Source organism: Acinetobacter sp. ANC 3781, from assembly GCF_004331285.1.
GTDB lineage: Bacteria > Pseudomonadota > Gammaproteobacteria > Pseudomonadales > Moraxellaceae > Acinetobacter.
Window position 1 is genome coordinate 123,530 of the sequence record NZ_SJOH01000007.1, and the last position, 14,849, is coordinate 138,378.

Here is a 14,849-nt window from a genome sequence, read left to right on the forward strand (position 1 = left end):
GTCGAAGGAATGAACGCACCATTTAGCTTATTTACCCGTAATAATGATGTAGCACAGTCACTACCGATGTTGCATTCCAACAACTTATTTTCCTTGGGCCGAGAAATTCGAATTATGCATGCTGGCGAAGAATACCGTTTACGTTTAACCCGTAACAATCGACTGATTCTGACCAAATAAAAGAATAACAAGCCAATTAATAATATTCGTGGAAACAAGCAGTATGTATACAAACATACTGCTTTTTAGCGGTGGATATTCACCGGAAATTGCAGTTCAACTTTTAATCCACCATGACTGGATTGAGAAAAATGCATTTCGGCTGCATGCAATTCAATAATTTTCTGACAAATCGAAAGTCCTAAACCTGAACCTTGAGTTTTTGTACCTAAAGCACGATAAAAGCGTTCGCCCAAGCGTCGCAAGACCTCTTCTGTCACACCCTGCCCATCATCCTCAATCGTCATCGTTAGCTTTTGATGCTGATGTTGCACATTAATAAATACATGACCATTTTGCCCGACATATCGAATGGCATTATCCATCAGGTTTCGTATACAACTGAAAATAAGTTTTTCATTAGCCAAAATAGCAAGATGAGGCGAAAGCTGAGTCTGGATTTGAATACTTTTCTTGGTAGCAAAAGGCTGTAAAGCCTGAACAACATCTTTTACTATCACCTGCAAGTCAATTTCAGTTTTTGGTAATTGACGGGTATTGGTCGGATCAAGACGCGCTAGTAAAAGTAGGTTTTCCAAGACTTGTGTGCCACGATTGACATCATTTTGAATACTGACCAAGTCCTGAGTTAAATCTGGATATTTACGTTTTAATACCTGCAAACGCATTTGAATAGCCGATAAAGGCGAACGTAACTCATGCGAGGCATCCGCAGTAAAGCGCTGCTCTGCAACCAAGGATTGTTTAAGCCGCTGCAACATTTGATTCAGTTGCCAGACTATCGGTTGTAATTCTTTTAACTCGGGCACTTGCTGCTGAATCGGAGTGAGATCATTGGCATTTTTTTCAGCAATATTTTTGGACAATTGATGAATGACTTTAAATTGACGTTTCACTGCAAAGTGTAAAATCAGCCACTGCGTCAACCAGAGCAAGACCAATACCAGAGCATAACCCATCACATTCTGAGCCAAATCTTTAAAACGTTCTCCTAGCGGTTGTAACACCAATACCGACATATTCAGCTCAGCATCTTCAGCTCTGTACATACGCCACAATTGCAGGTCTTGCCAAAGAAAATCATAGCCTTCAGATACATTATTTTTGATCTTTGAGGACTGTTCTTCTAAATGGAAATCTTTTGATGCAGTCAGCACCTGCTGCTGATCTTTGAGTTGATATTGAATATCAAATTCATCGCTGAGTTCATCCACCTGTTGTCCTGAACTCGTAGTCACATCCGAAATTAACAGCATGTCTGCAATTTCATTCATGAGTTGATCTTGCACCTGCATGGTCTGATAGAGCGAAACCCCCACAAAAAGCAGCAATGCCAGCACACCCGCCACCATTGAACTGAATAATGATGTCCTGATCAGACGGCTTTGTAGAGACACGGCTTGCGGCATATTAATCCTGACTCATACGATAGCCCAAACCACGAATGGTTTTGATATATTGGCTGCCAATCTTTTTACGCAATTGATAGATAAACACTTCTATCGCATTACTTTCAATTTCATCGCCCCATGCATAGAGTGATTCTTCCAGTTGCTCACGGGTCATTACATGTTCAGGTTTTTGCATCAGCTTATGCAAAATCTGAAATTCCTTGGCAGTTAAATTGACAGTCTGACTATCTTTAATCAGTGTTTTGGCTTGCGGGTCTAACACCAGATTTGCATAACGCAAATATTGATCTGCACTGCTTTGATGCTGTCGTAATTGTGAACGCACGCGCGCAGAAAGCTCTTCCAGACTAAACGGCTTGACCAGATAATCATTGGCGCCTAAATCCAGACCTTCGACACGATCTTGAATACTGTCCCGAGCAGTGATAAAAATCACAGGCGTTTGCTGCTGCTGCGCTCTTAACGTTTTAAGAATTTCATCACCCGTGGCTTTGGGTAGCCCCCGATCGAGCAAGACACAATCATACTGATGCTGCTCAATGGCTAAAATGGCGTGATCACCACGCTCGACCCAGTCAATATTATAACCATCCATTTCTAACCAGGTTTTGATGCTCTCTGCCTGGGAAGCATCATCTTCTGCCAGTAAGATTCGCATATGTTGTTCTCAAGTATTTGGCATGATTGGCTTTTAACATAGCATGCTTTGAAAAAGAGCTTAAACCAAAAGACCACATGAATCATTCATGTGGTCTTGGAAAGAGGCTATGTAAGCCACTGATCGCTTTATTTCAACATCTCAATTATTTTAAAATTGAACTGCATCTACATCAATTTCAACACGTTTTGCAGGTTTGTAATCAATATCCACTTCACCAATCAAAGTAAGTGGAGTTTTGGCATTTATAGGTTTACCTTGCCATAACTCATCATCAATATCGACTGTAATGGTTCCAGTGTTATCACGGAACTGGTATTTTTCATCACCGACCGCTTTCACCACATAACCTTTAAGCTGTACTTTCGTATCATCTTTCAAGCCTAAAGCCTGTTTAACCGAAGTAGTAGTTGTCGGTGCAATAGCCGTTTGATTGATTGCGTTATTTGCCAAAGCAAAAGTAGATGCACCGATCAAACCGGTAATTAAAGCTGCTTTTGAGATCATGTTCATATTGAAGCCCTCATCTTTTTCTTCATCATTTCGATAAAGTGATTAAAACAAATTAAGATGAGGTGAATCTTAAGATTTCTTCATCTTCAAAAATACTTAATTCAAGGGAACAACCCGCAATACCTCTTCCAAAGTGGTCAGTCCATCCAAAACCTTGCGTGCACCTGCAATACGCAACGGTTCTACCCCTTCTTTCTTGGCTTGCTGACGTAATTCATTTAAATTGGCATTTGCACCAATCAGTTGCTTGGTTTCCAGACTTAAAGGCATAAATTCATAGATGCCGACACGTCCTTTATAGCCTGTATATCGACACTCTTCGCAACCGACCGCTTGGAACACAAAGTCTGGCATAGCAATATTAAAGTCGTAGGTCAAATGCTTCCACTCTTGCTCATTAATAAAAGTTTCTGCTTTACAGTGCGGGCAAAGTTTTCGTACCAGACGTTGTGCCAACACCCCTAAAATAGTCGCTGCAGTTAAAAATGGCTGCACACCTAAATCATGTAAACGAGTCAGACTCGATGGTGCATCATTGGTATGTAGCGTGGATAACACCAAATGACCGGTTAATGCTGCTTGAATCGCCATATTAGCAGTATCATGATCACGAATCTCACCGACCATAATAATGTCCGGATCCTGACGCATTAAAGCGCGCACGCCATCGGCAAAACCCAAGTCAATCCCTTGATTAACCTGCATCTGGTTAAAGCTTGGTTCTAGCATCTCGATCGGATCTTCAATGGTACAGACATTGACTTCTTCAGTCGCCAGCTGTTTAAGCGAAGAATATAGTGTCGTGGTTTTCCCTGAACCGGTCGGACCAGTCACCAGAATAATCCCGTGACTATGTGCAGTTAAAGCCCGCCAATCATTCAGCAACCCCCCTTCAAAACCCAGCTGCTGAAAACTGCGAACCAACACTTCCGGGTCAAAAATACGCATCACCAATTTCTCGCCAAAAGCAGTCGGCAAAGTCGATAAACGTAACTCGGTTTCTTGTCCTTTAGGCGTGCGGGTTTTTAATCGACCATCTTGAGGTTTGCGTTTTTCCGCGACATTCATGCGACCTAGAATTTTAATTCGCGAAATCACGGCAGTCAGTGTATTGGCCGGCATTTTATAAATAGTATGTAACACACCATCTATTCGGAAACGTACTTTTCCGGCATCTTTACGCGGCTCGAGATGAATATCACTCGCTCCTTGCTCAAAAGCGAACTGCAACACCCAATCGACAAGTTTTACAATGTGTTGATCATTGGCATCCGGGTTTTGCGTATCGCCCAATTGTAAAAGTGCTTCCACACCTTTGTTATCACGATCATAAGCACTGGACTTTTGTGATGAATTAACTGCACGGCTGACTTGATAATATTCGACCAGATAACGCTGTAATTGATCCGGGCTTAATAAAACACGCTGAATTTTTTTTGGTGCAATCGTATGTTCAAGATTAGCCACCCATTCCGTTTTAAAGGGCTGATCTGTTGCAATCAGGACTTTGTCTGGCTGAATTTCTACCGCCAAAATTTTATTACGTACGGCAAATTCTTGCGACATGATATTGGTTAAAGCACCCACATCGGCTTTTAAGGGATCAATAATATAAAAAGGAATATTGGCTTTTTCTGCAATCCATTGACACAATCGGTTTAGGGTTAAGGTAGATTGCGGATGGGATAGATCGACCAGATTAAAATGTGCAATCCACTGCAAGGGATGCCATTTAAGTTGCTCACGCTGGCGGTGTGTTGTTTGTATCAGTAGCTTGTTACGCTCGGTAATACGTCCATCTTTTTGTAGTTGTTCCAGACACCAAGACGTGTCCATTTCAAAATTAAAATTCATTGTTCTAAGCCCCAAAACCTAAGCACACTATAGCAAACTAAATTTCATCTGACTTATAGCAGTTTTAGAAAAAAAATTTCCTTAGACTTTTTAAAGCCAATCCAGCGTATAGGTCATTCAAATGAAAACTATAACTTTTTTGGCAACTATGATGCTTTTACTTTCACTCATTAATAGCCAATAATACTAAATATGCTGATGAATTAAGCAACTGAACTTTCCATACAAATACTTGGATAAACCCTTTGAATAATATGCTCAATCAGTCACTGCAAAGTACCTCATTTCAAGAACTGCTAATGATGATGGCAGCAGCTTTAGGCTGTGGTTTGCTGATTGGTTTAGAACGGGAACGAAGCAAACAACGTGAAAACCAGCACAGTTTTGCCGGAGTTCGCTCCTTTGTAATCTGTGCATTACTTGGTGCACTATGCTTTAGCTTTGGACCTATTTTTGGGGTTGTAGGTGCAATGAGTGTGGCTGCAATTAGTATTTTTTCGCTTAAAAATCAGCTAAAAGATCCGGGAGTAACCACTGAACTGGCTTTCGTGATGACCTATTTTATTGGCGCGCTGTGTATTTGGAATGTCACACTGGCTGCCAGCTTATCCGTAGTACTTACCTTTATTTTAATGATGAAGCATTCGATTCATGGGTTTGCAGGCAAATGGATTACTGAAGCAGAATTTAAAGATGGTTTATTTTTACTGGCACTGATTTTAATTGGTCTACCGCTCACCCCCAATGTCCCTTTATGGGGTGCAGTGCTTAACCCGCATATTATTTTAAAACTGCTTACTCTGATTCTTGTTGTTCAAGCATTGGCACATATTGCTAAACGCTTACTTTCAAAAAAAAGAGCACTCATTCTTTCTTCAATTGCTTCGGGGTTTGTATCCAGTACCGCAACGATTGCGCATTTAGGCATGCAAGTACGTAATGAAGGGATCGATGCCCGATCAAATGCCGGTGCAGCACTGATGTCCTGTATTTCAACTTTGCTACTGTTATTCATTGTGGTAGGAGGTGTCTCTTTAACTTGGCTAAAATTACTGATATTTCCCTCACTCATTGCTATCGCTATTCTAGCGTTTTGTGCTTATTGGCTTTTACGTAAAGCAGAACCTGTCGAAGAAATAGAGCCTGAAGATAGTCCCATGTTTAGCTTAAAAGAAGCCGCGATTATTGCAGTGACTTTAACCATTATTCAGGCTGGCGTGTATGGGCTAGAAATTTTACTCGGTAATTCCGGTTTAATTGCAGGTACGCTCCTGGCCTCACTGTTTGAAATTCATGCCGCTGCGGCGGCTGTAGTGATTCAAGGTGAACCCACAAACACCAGCTTGATGTATGCAATGATGATAGGTCTGGGTGCTCATGCGGTTTCTAAATCCATTAATGCAGCTATCAGTGGTGGCTTAAAATTTGCACTCTATTTTGCACCTGTACAAATTCTACATATGACCGTTTTAATTGCTGTACTTTGGTGGATGGTACAGCATTAAACTGAAAGTTCAATAATTTCTGTCACAGTAATTGAAGCCAATCCCACCCTAAAACTGACATCAAAATGGGCGAAATTCATTTTATAAATACGCTCAGGATCCTTTTGATAAGCCGGTCTTGGATCGAGCGATAAAACCTGTTCCAGTTCATTCACAATTCGGTGATCTAGCTTTTTACATTGAATTAATTCTTGCTTTTGCTGCTCAGCACTTTCTGTCCAAATCACTGGTATTCGCGCAGGTTCATCTTGTGCATAACCACTTTGTGCATTCAGTACTACATCGGAATACTGAATATAAGGCTTGATATCTATAATGGGTGTGCCATTCAATAAGTCACTGCCTGTGACATAGACCCGAACTGACTTACCGACTTTCTTGACTTCTTTGAGTTGAACCACAGACAAACCCATGGGTGCAGGACGGTACATGCTGCGTGTCGCGAACACACCTATTTTCTGATTCCCCCCTAAACGCGGTGGACGGACTTGAGGGCGAAATTTTATCCTATCTTGTTGATTTTTATTATCATGGAATTGCCAGATAATCCACAAATGACTGAATTCATTGATTCCCTCAAATGCAAGTAAATCATTATACGGTTCAAGCATTTCAATATAAGATTCGACCTGAACCAGATTTGGCTGTCTAGGGATGCCAAATTTTTCACGGTAGGGAGAATTCATATACCCGATTATTGGCACTTTAATCTCAGTCATAATCACTTTTTCTGATAAGGTCAATTAAATATATTCAGTTTATCGAGAATGTTTTTAGATTAGAATAGTAAGCTGTTCTAATTTGATAATTTATTGAGACCTTTAATGGCTGCTTTCAACGTCGAAAAGATTACTCACGTACACCACTGGAATGACACATTATTCAGTTTTAAAACCACTCGCGACACTGCGTTACGTTTTAAAAATGGTCAATTTGTGATGATTGGACTGGAAGTAAATGGTAAGCCTTTAATGCGTGCTTATTCTATTGCTAGCGCTAACTATGAAGAAGAGTTAGAGTTTTTCTCTATTAAAGTGCCAGATGGTCCTTTAACTTCTATTTTACAAAAAGTAAAAGTGGGCGATGATATTTTAGTCTCCCGTAAACCGACAGGAACTTTGGTTCTTGACGACTTAAACCCAGGTAAAAACTTGTACCTTCTTTCTTCTGGTACTGGTCTTGCGCCGTTCTTGTCAACGATTCGTGACCCAGAAACCTATGAACGCTTTGAAAAAGTGATTGTGGTTCATGGTACGCGCTTTATCTCTGAATTGGCTTACCAAGACTTGATTCTAAACGAACTTCCAAATCACGAATTCTTTGAAGAACTGGGTATTAAAGACAAATTGATTTACTACCCAACAGTAACGCGTGAAGAATTCCACACTCAAGGTCGTGTAACCACTGCTATTGAATCTGGTCAACTGTTTGAAAAAATTGGTTTACCACGTTTCAACCCGGAAACTGACCGCGCAATGCTTTGCGGTAGCCCGGCATTCCTAGACGACGTAGTTACTTTGCTTGACCAGCATGGTCTAAAAGAATCCCCTAAAATGGGTGTTCTTGGCGACTATGTGATTGAACGTGCATTCGTTGAAAAATAAGATGACGTGTTATTTCCAATAACACCGAATCGAAAAAACCGAGCGACATCGCTCGGTTTTTATTTACTTATTGCAAGCATTTCAATAAGATCAGAATAAGAAAAAAATAATTGATTATTAAAACAATGAACTTTCCAAATTTAAAATTTCAAGATTACTTACATCTACGTCCAGAACCCAAAGGCCTTGATGTTGTTTGTAAATTACAGCATTTTGCTTTAATTACCTATGCCATTGACCCTGCACGTTTTAAAGACATTATTCCAGCACGTTTTAAGCTCGATACCATTCAATATCAAGGTCAAGAAAAAGCGCTCATGTCGGTGGTTCCTTTTATTGATGTCGATTTTACTTCTGCAGTTTACCCATTTCCTAAATTTCAAATGGGACAAACCAATTACCGTATTTATGTGATTGATCAAGAAACCCAACAACGCTGCGTATGGTTTTTAGGAACAACTTTAGATTCGTGGACAGTTTTTGTACCCCGGATTGCCTGGATATTACCTTGGCATAAAGCTGTCATTTCATTCGACTGCCAGCAAGATGAACAGGGACTTTATCAAAAGTATCACATGACCACTCAATGTGAATGGGCAAGTTCAGAAATTCAGCTGATTCAGTCTTCAGAAGATGTCTGGCAATTTGAAGGCTTTCCCGATCTGGAAACTTATCGGGTTTATTTAACTCATCCTCTAGCCGGGTTTTATCATCGTCGTGACGGTAAATTAGGTACATATCGGGTCTGGCATGACCGCCTGCAACCTAGGCCAGCCAAACTGCATCATGCACGTTTCGAACTTTTGGCACGCATGAATTTGGTTTCATTTGAAGATCAGTTACAGCCCTATAGCGTGCTAATTGAACCGGTGAATGAGTTTACGATTTATTTACCGCCCACAGTGTTGGGATGACTTAAAAAAGAGGGTTTTTCTGCACTACTGTCCCATAGTTGAAGTCCATATCTTCGATTCGCGAGTGTGGCAGGGATGCCACACATTCTCCATCACGACAGGATGTCGGGTTTGGGGAATAAAGACTTTTGCCTACTTTTGGTCTGTCAAAAGTAGGGTTTAGCCTACACAAAGCCATTTAAACATCTAAAGAAAAGACAAGGCTGTGAAAAATATAAATATCAAATATTTAAAGATAACAAATTATCAGGCTGGTTCAGTATTTAAATAAAATTTAAATTATGGGACAGCAGTGGTTTTTCAGCCCTCTTTTTTTATTGATACGATTAAATGTGTTCAATATTTTTATAGGTTTCGCGCTCCTGTAGCGCTTTCTTCATTACCTGATAGCCACCGCTTAAACCTAAACTCGCCATAATCACTGCCACCCCAATATCCGGCCACATGCTTCCTGTACCCAATATTCCCACCGCAGCTAAAACCACTGCAACATTACCAATTGCATCATTACGGCTACATAGCCAAACTGAACTCATATTGGCATCACCATCACGGAAGCTATATAAAATTAAAGCCGAACTCACATTGGCAACTAAAGCCAGAACCCCAATTGCCCCCATAGTGATCGCTTCAGGTGGAATGCCCTGCACATAGGCAAAAACCGTTTTTCCAATCACTACCACACCAAACAGTGCCATAGTTACACCTTTCACCAACGCAACTGTGGCTCGCCAATACAGGCTTGCCCCCAATACTGCCAGTGATACCCCGTAGTTTACGGCATCCCCAAAGAAATCGAGGGAATCTGCCCAAAGTGCAGAAGAATGTGCATAAGCCCCACCAATCAATTCAATCAAGAACATCACCAAATTGATACATAATGCAATCCATAAAGCCATTCTAAATTTGCTGTCCGGTTTGGGTGGTGCAGGCTCATCACAACAATGGTTACACGCCATAAGATCACTCCAATTCAAATGATTACCATTTTGTATTATTCTTATTTAAAACTATGGAGTAACTCCAAGGTCAAGTATGAATATATCTAAATATTATTTAATTAAAGATTTAGCACTTAAAACTGGACTCAGTAGCGACACCATTCGCTTCTACGAGAAGAAAAATCTGATCAAACCCAGCTTCCGTGGCGATAATAATTATCGCTATTATGATGAAAATACATTCAAACGACTGGTATTTATTAAACGCTGTCGTGCGTTAGATATTTCATTAAACGAGATTGAAGTGTTGCTTGAATTGGAACAACAACCCTTACAAAGCTGTCATGCAGTGAATCAACTGATTGAACAACATATTGAGCAAGTAACTGATAAAATTATAGAATTAAAAAAATTTCAACAACAGCTCATCCAGCTACGCGCCTCTTGCAATACCACGGAAACCATTGATAGTTGTCAGATTTTAAAACAGCTTGAAGCCTAAAATAAGTAAAAATCCAACTAAAATACTAGGTTGAATCATTTTTTTAGATCCTTACAATAAAGCCATAAATTTTTTATGCCTTTATTAACATGACCATTTCGCACGTAACCGAACTTCTCTCTCCTGCCGGCTCACTGAAAAACATGCGCTATGCATTTGCTTATGGTGCAGATGCCGTATATGCAGGTCAGCCACGTTATAGCTTACGTGTGCGTAACAATGCTTTTGATCATGACAATTTAAAAATTGGCATTGAAGAGGCCCATGCTTTAGGCAAAAAATTCTATGTGGTGGTGAATATCCAACCGCATAACAGCAAGCTAAAAAACTTCATTCGTGACTTGGAACCTGTGGTTGCCATGCAACCTGATGCCCTAATTATGTCTGATCCGGGTCTGATCATGATGGTACGTGAACATTTTCCAGACATGCCAGTACATCTGTCTGTACAAGCCAATGCAGTTAATTGGGCAACGGTAAAATTCTGGAAAAACACGGGACTAACGCGTGTCATTTTGTCGCGTGAACTTTCTATTGAGGAAATTGAAGAGATTAAAAATCATGTGCCTGACATGGAAATTGAGGTTTTTGTGCATGGCGCATTGTGTATGGCTTATTCCGGTCGTTGCTTACTTTCTGGCTATATGAATAAACGTGATGCCAATCAGGGTGCATGTACCAATGCCTGTCGTTGGGATTATAAAATTCACGATGCAGCTGAAGATGAAACTGGGGATGTGATTCCAGTTCAACAAATTGAAGAATCACTTAAACAAACCTCATGCTGCAAAAATAAAGATGCCGATGAGCAACACGCCCTAGAACAACACCAATTTGGCGAGCCGGTTTTATTACAACGCAATGAAGAAGACATATTTGCCGCTGAAGAAGATCAACATGGCACTTACTTCATGAACTCTAAAGATTTGCGTGCAGTGCAGCATGTCGACCGTTTAACCAAGATGGGGATTCATTCGTTAAAGATTGAAGGTCGTACCAAGTCTTACTTCTACTGCGCCCGTACTGCACAGATTTACCGTAAAGCGATTGATGATGCGCTTGAAGGCAAACCTTTTGATCCAGCATTAATGAGTCAACTGGAAGGGTTGGCGAATCGTGGCTATACCGAAGGTTTCCTGCGCCGTCATGTGCATACTGAATATCAAAATTATGAAACCGGTTCATCACGTTTTGACCATCAACAATTTGTCGGTGAAGTGTTGGAGCGTAACGGTGACTACATTAAAATTGAGGTGAAAAACCGTTTTGTGGTCGGTGATTCGCTTGAGCTGATGACCACTTCAGGCAACATCACTTTTACCTTGACTGAAATTAAAGATAAAAAAGGCAATTTGATTATTGACGCAAAAGGTTCAGGCCATGTCGTCGATATTCCAGTTCCTGCCGATGTCGATATGTGCTATGCCCTGCTGATTCGCAACTTGCCGAATTCAACGGCTGATATTTCTGCTGCGTCTTTGGCTTATCAAGCCGTCTAATTAGAGAGATTAGGATGGCTTTGCTGATTACTGATAAATGCATCAATTGCGATATGTGTCTACCGGAATGTCCGAATGATGCGATTTATGAAGGGACAAAAGTATATGAAATTGATGTTGATCGTTGCACTGAATGTATGGGCTTTTATGAACATCAAACCTGTATAGCCGTGTGTCCAATTGAGTGCATTATTCCGCATCCTGAGCATATGGAAACACAAGAGCAATTGATGCATAAGTTTAAGGCTTTGAATTTATTTAATTACTTATCCAATAAATGAAAATGGAACAAAAATTGCTGTTTGTAATAAATCAACCTTGGAGAAAGAACAATAAAAGGGCGTAAAACAAAAAAGGAAAATGCAAAATGTAAACCGTCCAAGTATGTGGGGATACTTTAGCTGGTGGCATATTGCAGGCATAAAAAAAGGAACTTGGGTGTTAGCCTCCAAAGTTCCTATAAAACGAGAATATTAAGAAAAATAATATTCAAAATAAAGCGCTAATCAAGGTCAGTGTGCTTGGGGACACACTGACCTTTTTCTTTTATTGCCCGGAACGGATAATGTAATCAAAAGCAGACAGGGATGCTTTGGCGCCTTCACCCGTTGCAATGATGATCTGCTTGTACGGTACTGTAGTACAGTCACCGGCAGCAAAGACACCCTTCACATTGGTTTCGTTACGATCGTTAATCATGATCTCGCCACGATTGCTCAGTTCAACTTTTGACGCTTTCAGGAAATCCGTATTCGGCAACAAACCGATCTGTACAAAGATCCCGGCCAATTCTACCGTGTGTTCAACATCGGTGGCACGGTCTTTGTATTTCAGTGCAGTCACCTGTGAACCGTCACCGACCACTTCAGTCGACAAGGCATTCTTGATCACGGTGGTATTTGGCAAGCTGTTGAGCTTGTCCTGCAAGACTTGGTCGGCACGCAGTTTGGTATCGAACTCAACCAGTGTTACATGCTCGACAATCCCGGCCAGGTCAATCGCCGCTTCCACACCCGAGTTGCCGCCACCAATTACCGCAACACGTTTGCCTTTGAACAATGGACCGTCACAGTGCGGACAATACGCTACACCGCGGGTTTTATATTCCTGCTCACCTGGAACATTCATCTCTCTCCAGCGGGCACCGGTCGACAGGATGATGGTTTTCGATTCCAGCTTGGCACCGTTCTCCAAAGTCACTTCAACCAGACCGTTGGCGGTTTCATCGGCACCTTTAATGGCTGCTACTTTTTGCAGGTTCATGATATCGACATCATAAGCACGTACATGCGCTTCCATTTCAGCGGCAAACTTCGGACCTTGGGTTTTCTGTACCGAGGTATAGTTTTCAATGTCCATGGTGTCCATCACCTGACCGCCAAAGCGTTCAGCCACGATCCCGGTCTGGATGCCTTTACGGGCTGCATAGATTGCAGCAGTGTTGCCCGCAGGTCCGCCACCAATCACCAACACATCAAAGGCGCCTTTAGCATTGAGTTTTTCTGCATCTTTGGCTGATGAACCCGAATCCAGTTTGGCCACGATTTCTTCCAGGGTCATGCGGCCCTGACCAATATGCTCGCCATTCTGGAACAGCATCGGAACGGCCATGATTTTGCGCTGTTCCACTTCTTCCTGGAAGAAAGCTCCGTCAATCATGGTTGCTGTTGCGCCCGGATTGTAAATCGCAATCAGGTTCAGGGCTTGCACCACGTCCGGACAGTTATGGCAGCTTAAGGAAACAAATACATCAAAATCATCAGTTAAATTTAAACCCTTGATTTGGGCTAGTACGTCATTCGACACTTTCGGTGCATAGCCGGAAACTTGCAGCAAAGCTAAAATTAAAGAGGTAAATTCATGTCCCATCGGCAAACCGGCGAAGTTGACGCGTGGCTGTTCACCGACTTTGGCAATCCCGAAGCTTGGTGCACGTGAGTTTGTACCATCAAAACGGGCGGTAACCTGATCAGACAGCGCCGCAACTTCCGTGACCAGTTCTTTAATTTTGTCTGACTTGTCAGAACCGTTCAAAGTAGCCACAATTTCAATCGGGCTTTCCAGACGTTGAAGAAGTGTTTTTAACTGAGCTGAAGTATTTTGGTCTAACATGGCTAACGTCTCCAAGGGAGTAAATGTTTATTTAATAAGGCTATACTAAAACAAATGATGAAATAGGTAAAACGATTCATTTTGATATTTATGATCGGATAAATAGATTTTAGATTCGTTTAGATGGATAAGTATTCGATGTTAAGGATGGGGGTTAATTAGAATATTCACATATTTATTTGGTATTTAAGGGAAAGAATTAAATTTGTGTCAGATCAATAGAAATTTTGATTATGATAAGGATGATTTTTTTAATAGGTAAGGGTAGATGAAGCTTAAATCTGGAATTTATCAACATTATAAGGGCAATTTATATCAGGTTTTTCATGTGGCAACGCATAGTGAAACACATGAAAAGCTTGTAGTCTATCAATGCTTATATGACGATTATTCTATGTGGGTGCGTCCTTTAGAGATGTTTCAGGAAACAGTCACTCTCGCTAACGGTGAAGTGTTGCCCAGATTTAAATTGATTCAAGAAACTGCTTAGATATAGATTTTTGTCATAGATCAGTTAGACTCAAAATAACTGTAATGGATAGGGACATCTGATATGAGCATGGATTTGGCTTTTCAAACACGGATGCATGAGTTGTATCAAGGTTTTATCAAATTTGATGCCTTACAACATGACCGTATTCAGCGTTATAGAAATATTGAACCTGATTCTGCATTATTTTTAGCGATGCAAATTCGTATCCAGCAATCGAAATCAATTCTAGAAATCGGAACCTCTACAGGTTATTCGACTCTATGGTTGGCAAATGCAGCGCAAACTACACAAGGTCATGTAACCACACTTGAAATAGATCTATCACGCACTGCTCAGGCGCAACAATATGCGCAAGAATTAGCCTTGGATCAGGTAATTGATTTTTGGGTAGGAGATGCGCAAAAGTTTCTTGAAAAATGTACCCATCAATATGATTTCATTCTGTTAGATGCTGAGCGCGATGCGTATGTCGATTACTGGGCTTATCTGCAAAATATGATTCATCCGCAAGGCGGCGTTCTAATTGTCGACAATGTTATCTCTCACGCAGCGGAAGTGAAAACTTTTATCGAACTGGTTAAAAATGATGGACGTTTCCTCACCCTGACCCTATCAAAAGGAGCGGGTTTGTTTATAATTTGCTATAAATAAAATAATAATAC

The 14,849-nt window shown here is 40.9% G+C and carries 16 protein-coding genes; 9 read left to right on the forward strand and 7 right to left on the reverse strand.

Features of this window, described 5'->3' with window-relative positions; genetic code table 11:
• The first annotated feature begins 9 nt into the window (after nucleotides 1-9).
• Entirely contained in the window at nucleotides 10-180 is a 171-nt protein-coding gene (gene hemP, locus E0H89_RS07165; protein WP_131215887.1) for a hemin uptake protein HemP, read from the forward strand.
• A 65-nt stretch (nucleotides 181-245) separates the two neighbouring features.
• Here hemP and E0H89_RS07170 read toward each other — a convergent pair whose 3' ends face one another.
• From E0H89_RS07170 to tfpB, 4 genes are all read right to left on the reverse strand, one after another.
• A complete protein-coding gene (locus tag E0H89_RS07170) occupies nucleotides 246-1,589 on the reverse strand; it encodes a sensor histidine kinase (protein ID WP_131215889.1) in 1,344 nt (447 codons plus the stop codon).
• Nucleotide 1,590: 1 nt separating this feature from the next.
• Nucleotides 1,591-2,250: a response regulator transcription factor gene (locus E0H89_RS07175; RefSeq protein WP_131215891.1), complete on the reverse strand. Its 660-nt coding sequence runs from the start codon at nucleotides 2,248-2,250 to the stop codon at nucleotides 1,591-1,593.
• Between the two features lie 150 nt (nucleotides 2,251-2,400).
• Entirely contained in the window at nucleotides 2,401-2,763 is a 363-nt protein-coding gene (locus tag E0H89_RS07180; RefSeq protein WP_131215893.1) for a NirD/YgiW/YdeI family stress tolerance protein, read from the reverse strand.
• A 96-nt stretch (nucleotides 2,764-2,859) separates the two neighbouring features.
• The gene (gene tfpB / locus E0H89_RS07185; RefSeq protein WP_131215895.1) at nucleotides 2,860-4,617 is read right to left on the reverse strand and encodes a type IV pilus assembly ATPase TfpB; all 1,758 of its coding nucleotides are present in this window, start codon (nucleotides 4,615-4,617) and stop codon (nucleotides 2,860-2,862) included.
• A gap of 254 nt (nucleotides 4,618-4,871) precedes the next feature.
• On the opposite strand from tfpB, the gene E0H89_RS07190 reads away from it, so the two are divergent.
• On the forward strand, nucleotides 4,872-6,122 hold the full coding sequence (locus tag E0H89_RS07190) for an MgtC/SapB family protein (protein ID WP_131215966.1): 1,251 nt from the start codon (nucleotides 4,872-4,874) through the stop codon (nucleotides 6,120-6,122).
• Here the strand turns inward: E0H89_RS07190 and tsaA are convergent.
• Complete coding sequence (gene tsaA / locus E0H89_RS07195) at nucleotides 6,119-6,841, reverse strand: tRNA (N6-threonylcarbamoyladenosine(37)-N6)-methyltransferase TrmO (RefSeq protein WP_131215897.1); 723 nt, start codon at nucleotides 6,839-6,841, stop codon at nucleotides 6,119-6,121. The two genes, E0H89_RS07190 and tsaA, sit on opposite strands and share 4 nt — an antisense overlap.
• Before the next feature lie 105 nt (nucleotides 6,842-6,946).
• On the opposite strand from tsaA, the gene E0H89_RS07200 reads away from it, so the two are divergent.
• Both E0H89_RS07200 and E0H89_RS07205 read left to right on the forward strand, forming a co-directional pair.
• Nucleotides 6,947-7,726, forward strand: a complete 780-nt coding sequence (locus E0H89_RS07200; RefSeq protein WP_131215900.1) for a ferredoxin--NADP reductase — start codon at nucleotides 6,947-6,949, stop codon at nucleotides 7,724-7,726.
• 125 nt (nucleotides 7,727-7,851) lie between these two features.
• A complete protein-coding gene (locus tag E0H89_RS07205; RefSeq protein WP_131215902.1) occupies nucleotides 7,852-8,640 on the forward strand; it encodes a DUF2071 domain-containing protein in 789 nt (262 codons plus the stop codon).
• Nucleotides 8,641-8,966: 326 nt separating this feature from the next.
• On the opposite strand, the gene E0H89_RS07210 is transcribed toward E0H89_RS07205, so the two are convergent.
• On the reverse strand, nucleotides 8,967-9,599 hold the full coding sequence (locus E0H89_RS07210; protein WP_131215904.1) for a cation efflux transmembrane domain-containing protein: 633 nt from the start codon (nucleotides 9,597-9,599) through the stop codon (nucleotides 8,967-8,969).
• 76 nt (nucleotides 9,600-9,675) lie between these two features.
• Here E0H89_RS07210 and E0H89_RS07215 point away from each other — a divergent pair, with 76 nt between their 5' ends.
• The 3 genes from E0H89_RS07215 to E0H89_RS07225 all read left to right on the forward strand — a co-directional run bounded on the left by E0H89_RS07215 (nucleotide 9,676) and on the right by E0H89_RS07225 (nucleotide 11,863).
• Entirely contained in the window at nucleotides 9,676-10,083 is a 408-nt protein-coding gene (locus tag E0H89_RS07215) for a Cd(II)/Pb(II)-responsive transcriptional regulator (RefSeq protein WP_131215906.1), read from the forward strand.
• An 89-nt stretch (nucleotides 10,084-10,172) separates the two neighbouring features.
• A complete protein-coding gene (gene trhP, locus E0H89_RS07220) occupies nucleotides 10,173-11,582 on the forward strand; it encodes a prephenate-dependent tRNA uridine(34) hydroxylase TrhP (protein ID WP_131215908.1) in 1,410 nt (469 codons plus the stop codon).
• A gap of 14 nt (nucleotides 11,583-11,596) precedes the next feature.
• On the forward strand, nucleotides 11,597-11,863 hold the full coding sequence (locus E0H89_RS07225; RefSeq protein ID WP_131215910.1) for a YfhL family 4Fe-4S dicluster ferredoxin: 267 nt from the start codon (nucleotides 11,597-11,599) through the stop codon (nucleotides 11,861-11,863).
• A gap of 265 nt (nucleotides 11,864-12,128) precedes the next feature.
• On the opposite strand, the gene ahpF is transcribed toward E0H89_RS07225, so the two are convergent.
• Nucleotides 12,129-13,694: an alkyl hydroperoxide reductase subunit F gene (gene ahpF / locus E0H89_RS07230; RefSeq protein ID WP_131215912.1), complete on the reverse strand. Its 1,566-nt coding sequence runs from the start codon at nucleotides 13,692-13,694 to the stop codon at nucleotides 12,129-12,131.
• 268 nt (nucleotides 13,695-13,962) lie between these two features.
• Here ahpF and E0H89_RS07235 point away from each other — a divergent pair, with 268 nt between their 5' ends.
• A complete protein-coding gene (locus E0H89_RS07235) occupies nucleotides 13,963-14,184 on the forward strand; it encodes a DUF1653 domain-containing protein (protein ID WP_131215914.1) in 222 nt (73 codons plus the stop codon).
• Between the two features lie 63 nt (nucleotides 14,185-14,247).
• The gene (locus E0H89_RS07240) at nucleotides 14,248-14,838 is read left to right on the forward strand and encodes an O-methyltransferase (protein WP_131215916.1); all 591 of its coding nucleotides are present in this window, start codon (nucleotides 14,248-14,250) and stop codon (nucleotides 14,836-14,838) included.
• Nucleotides 14,839-14,849: the final 11 nt, after the last annotated feature.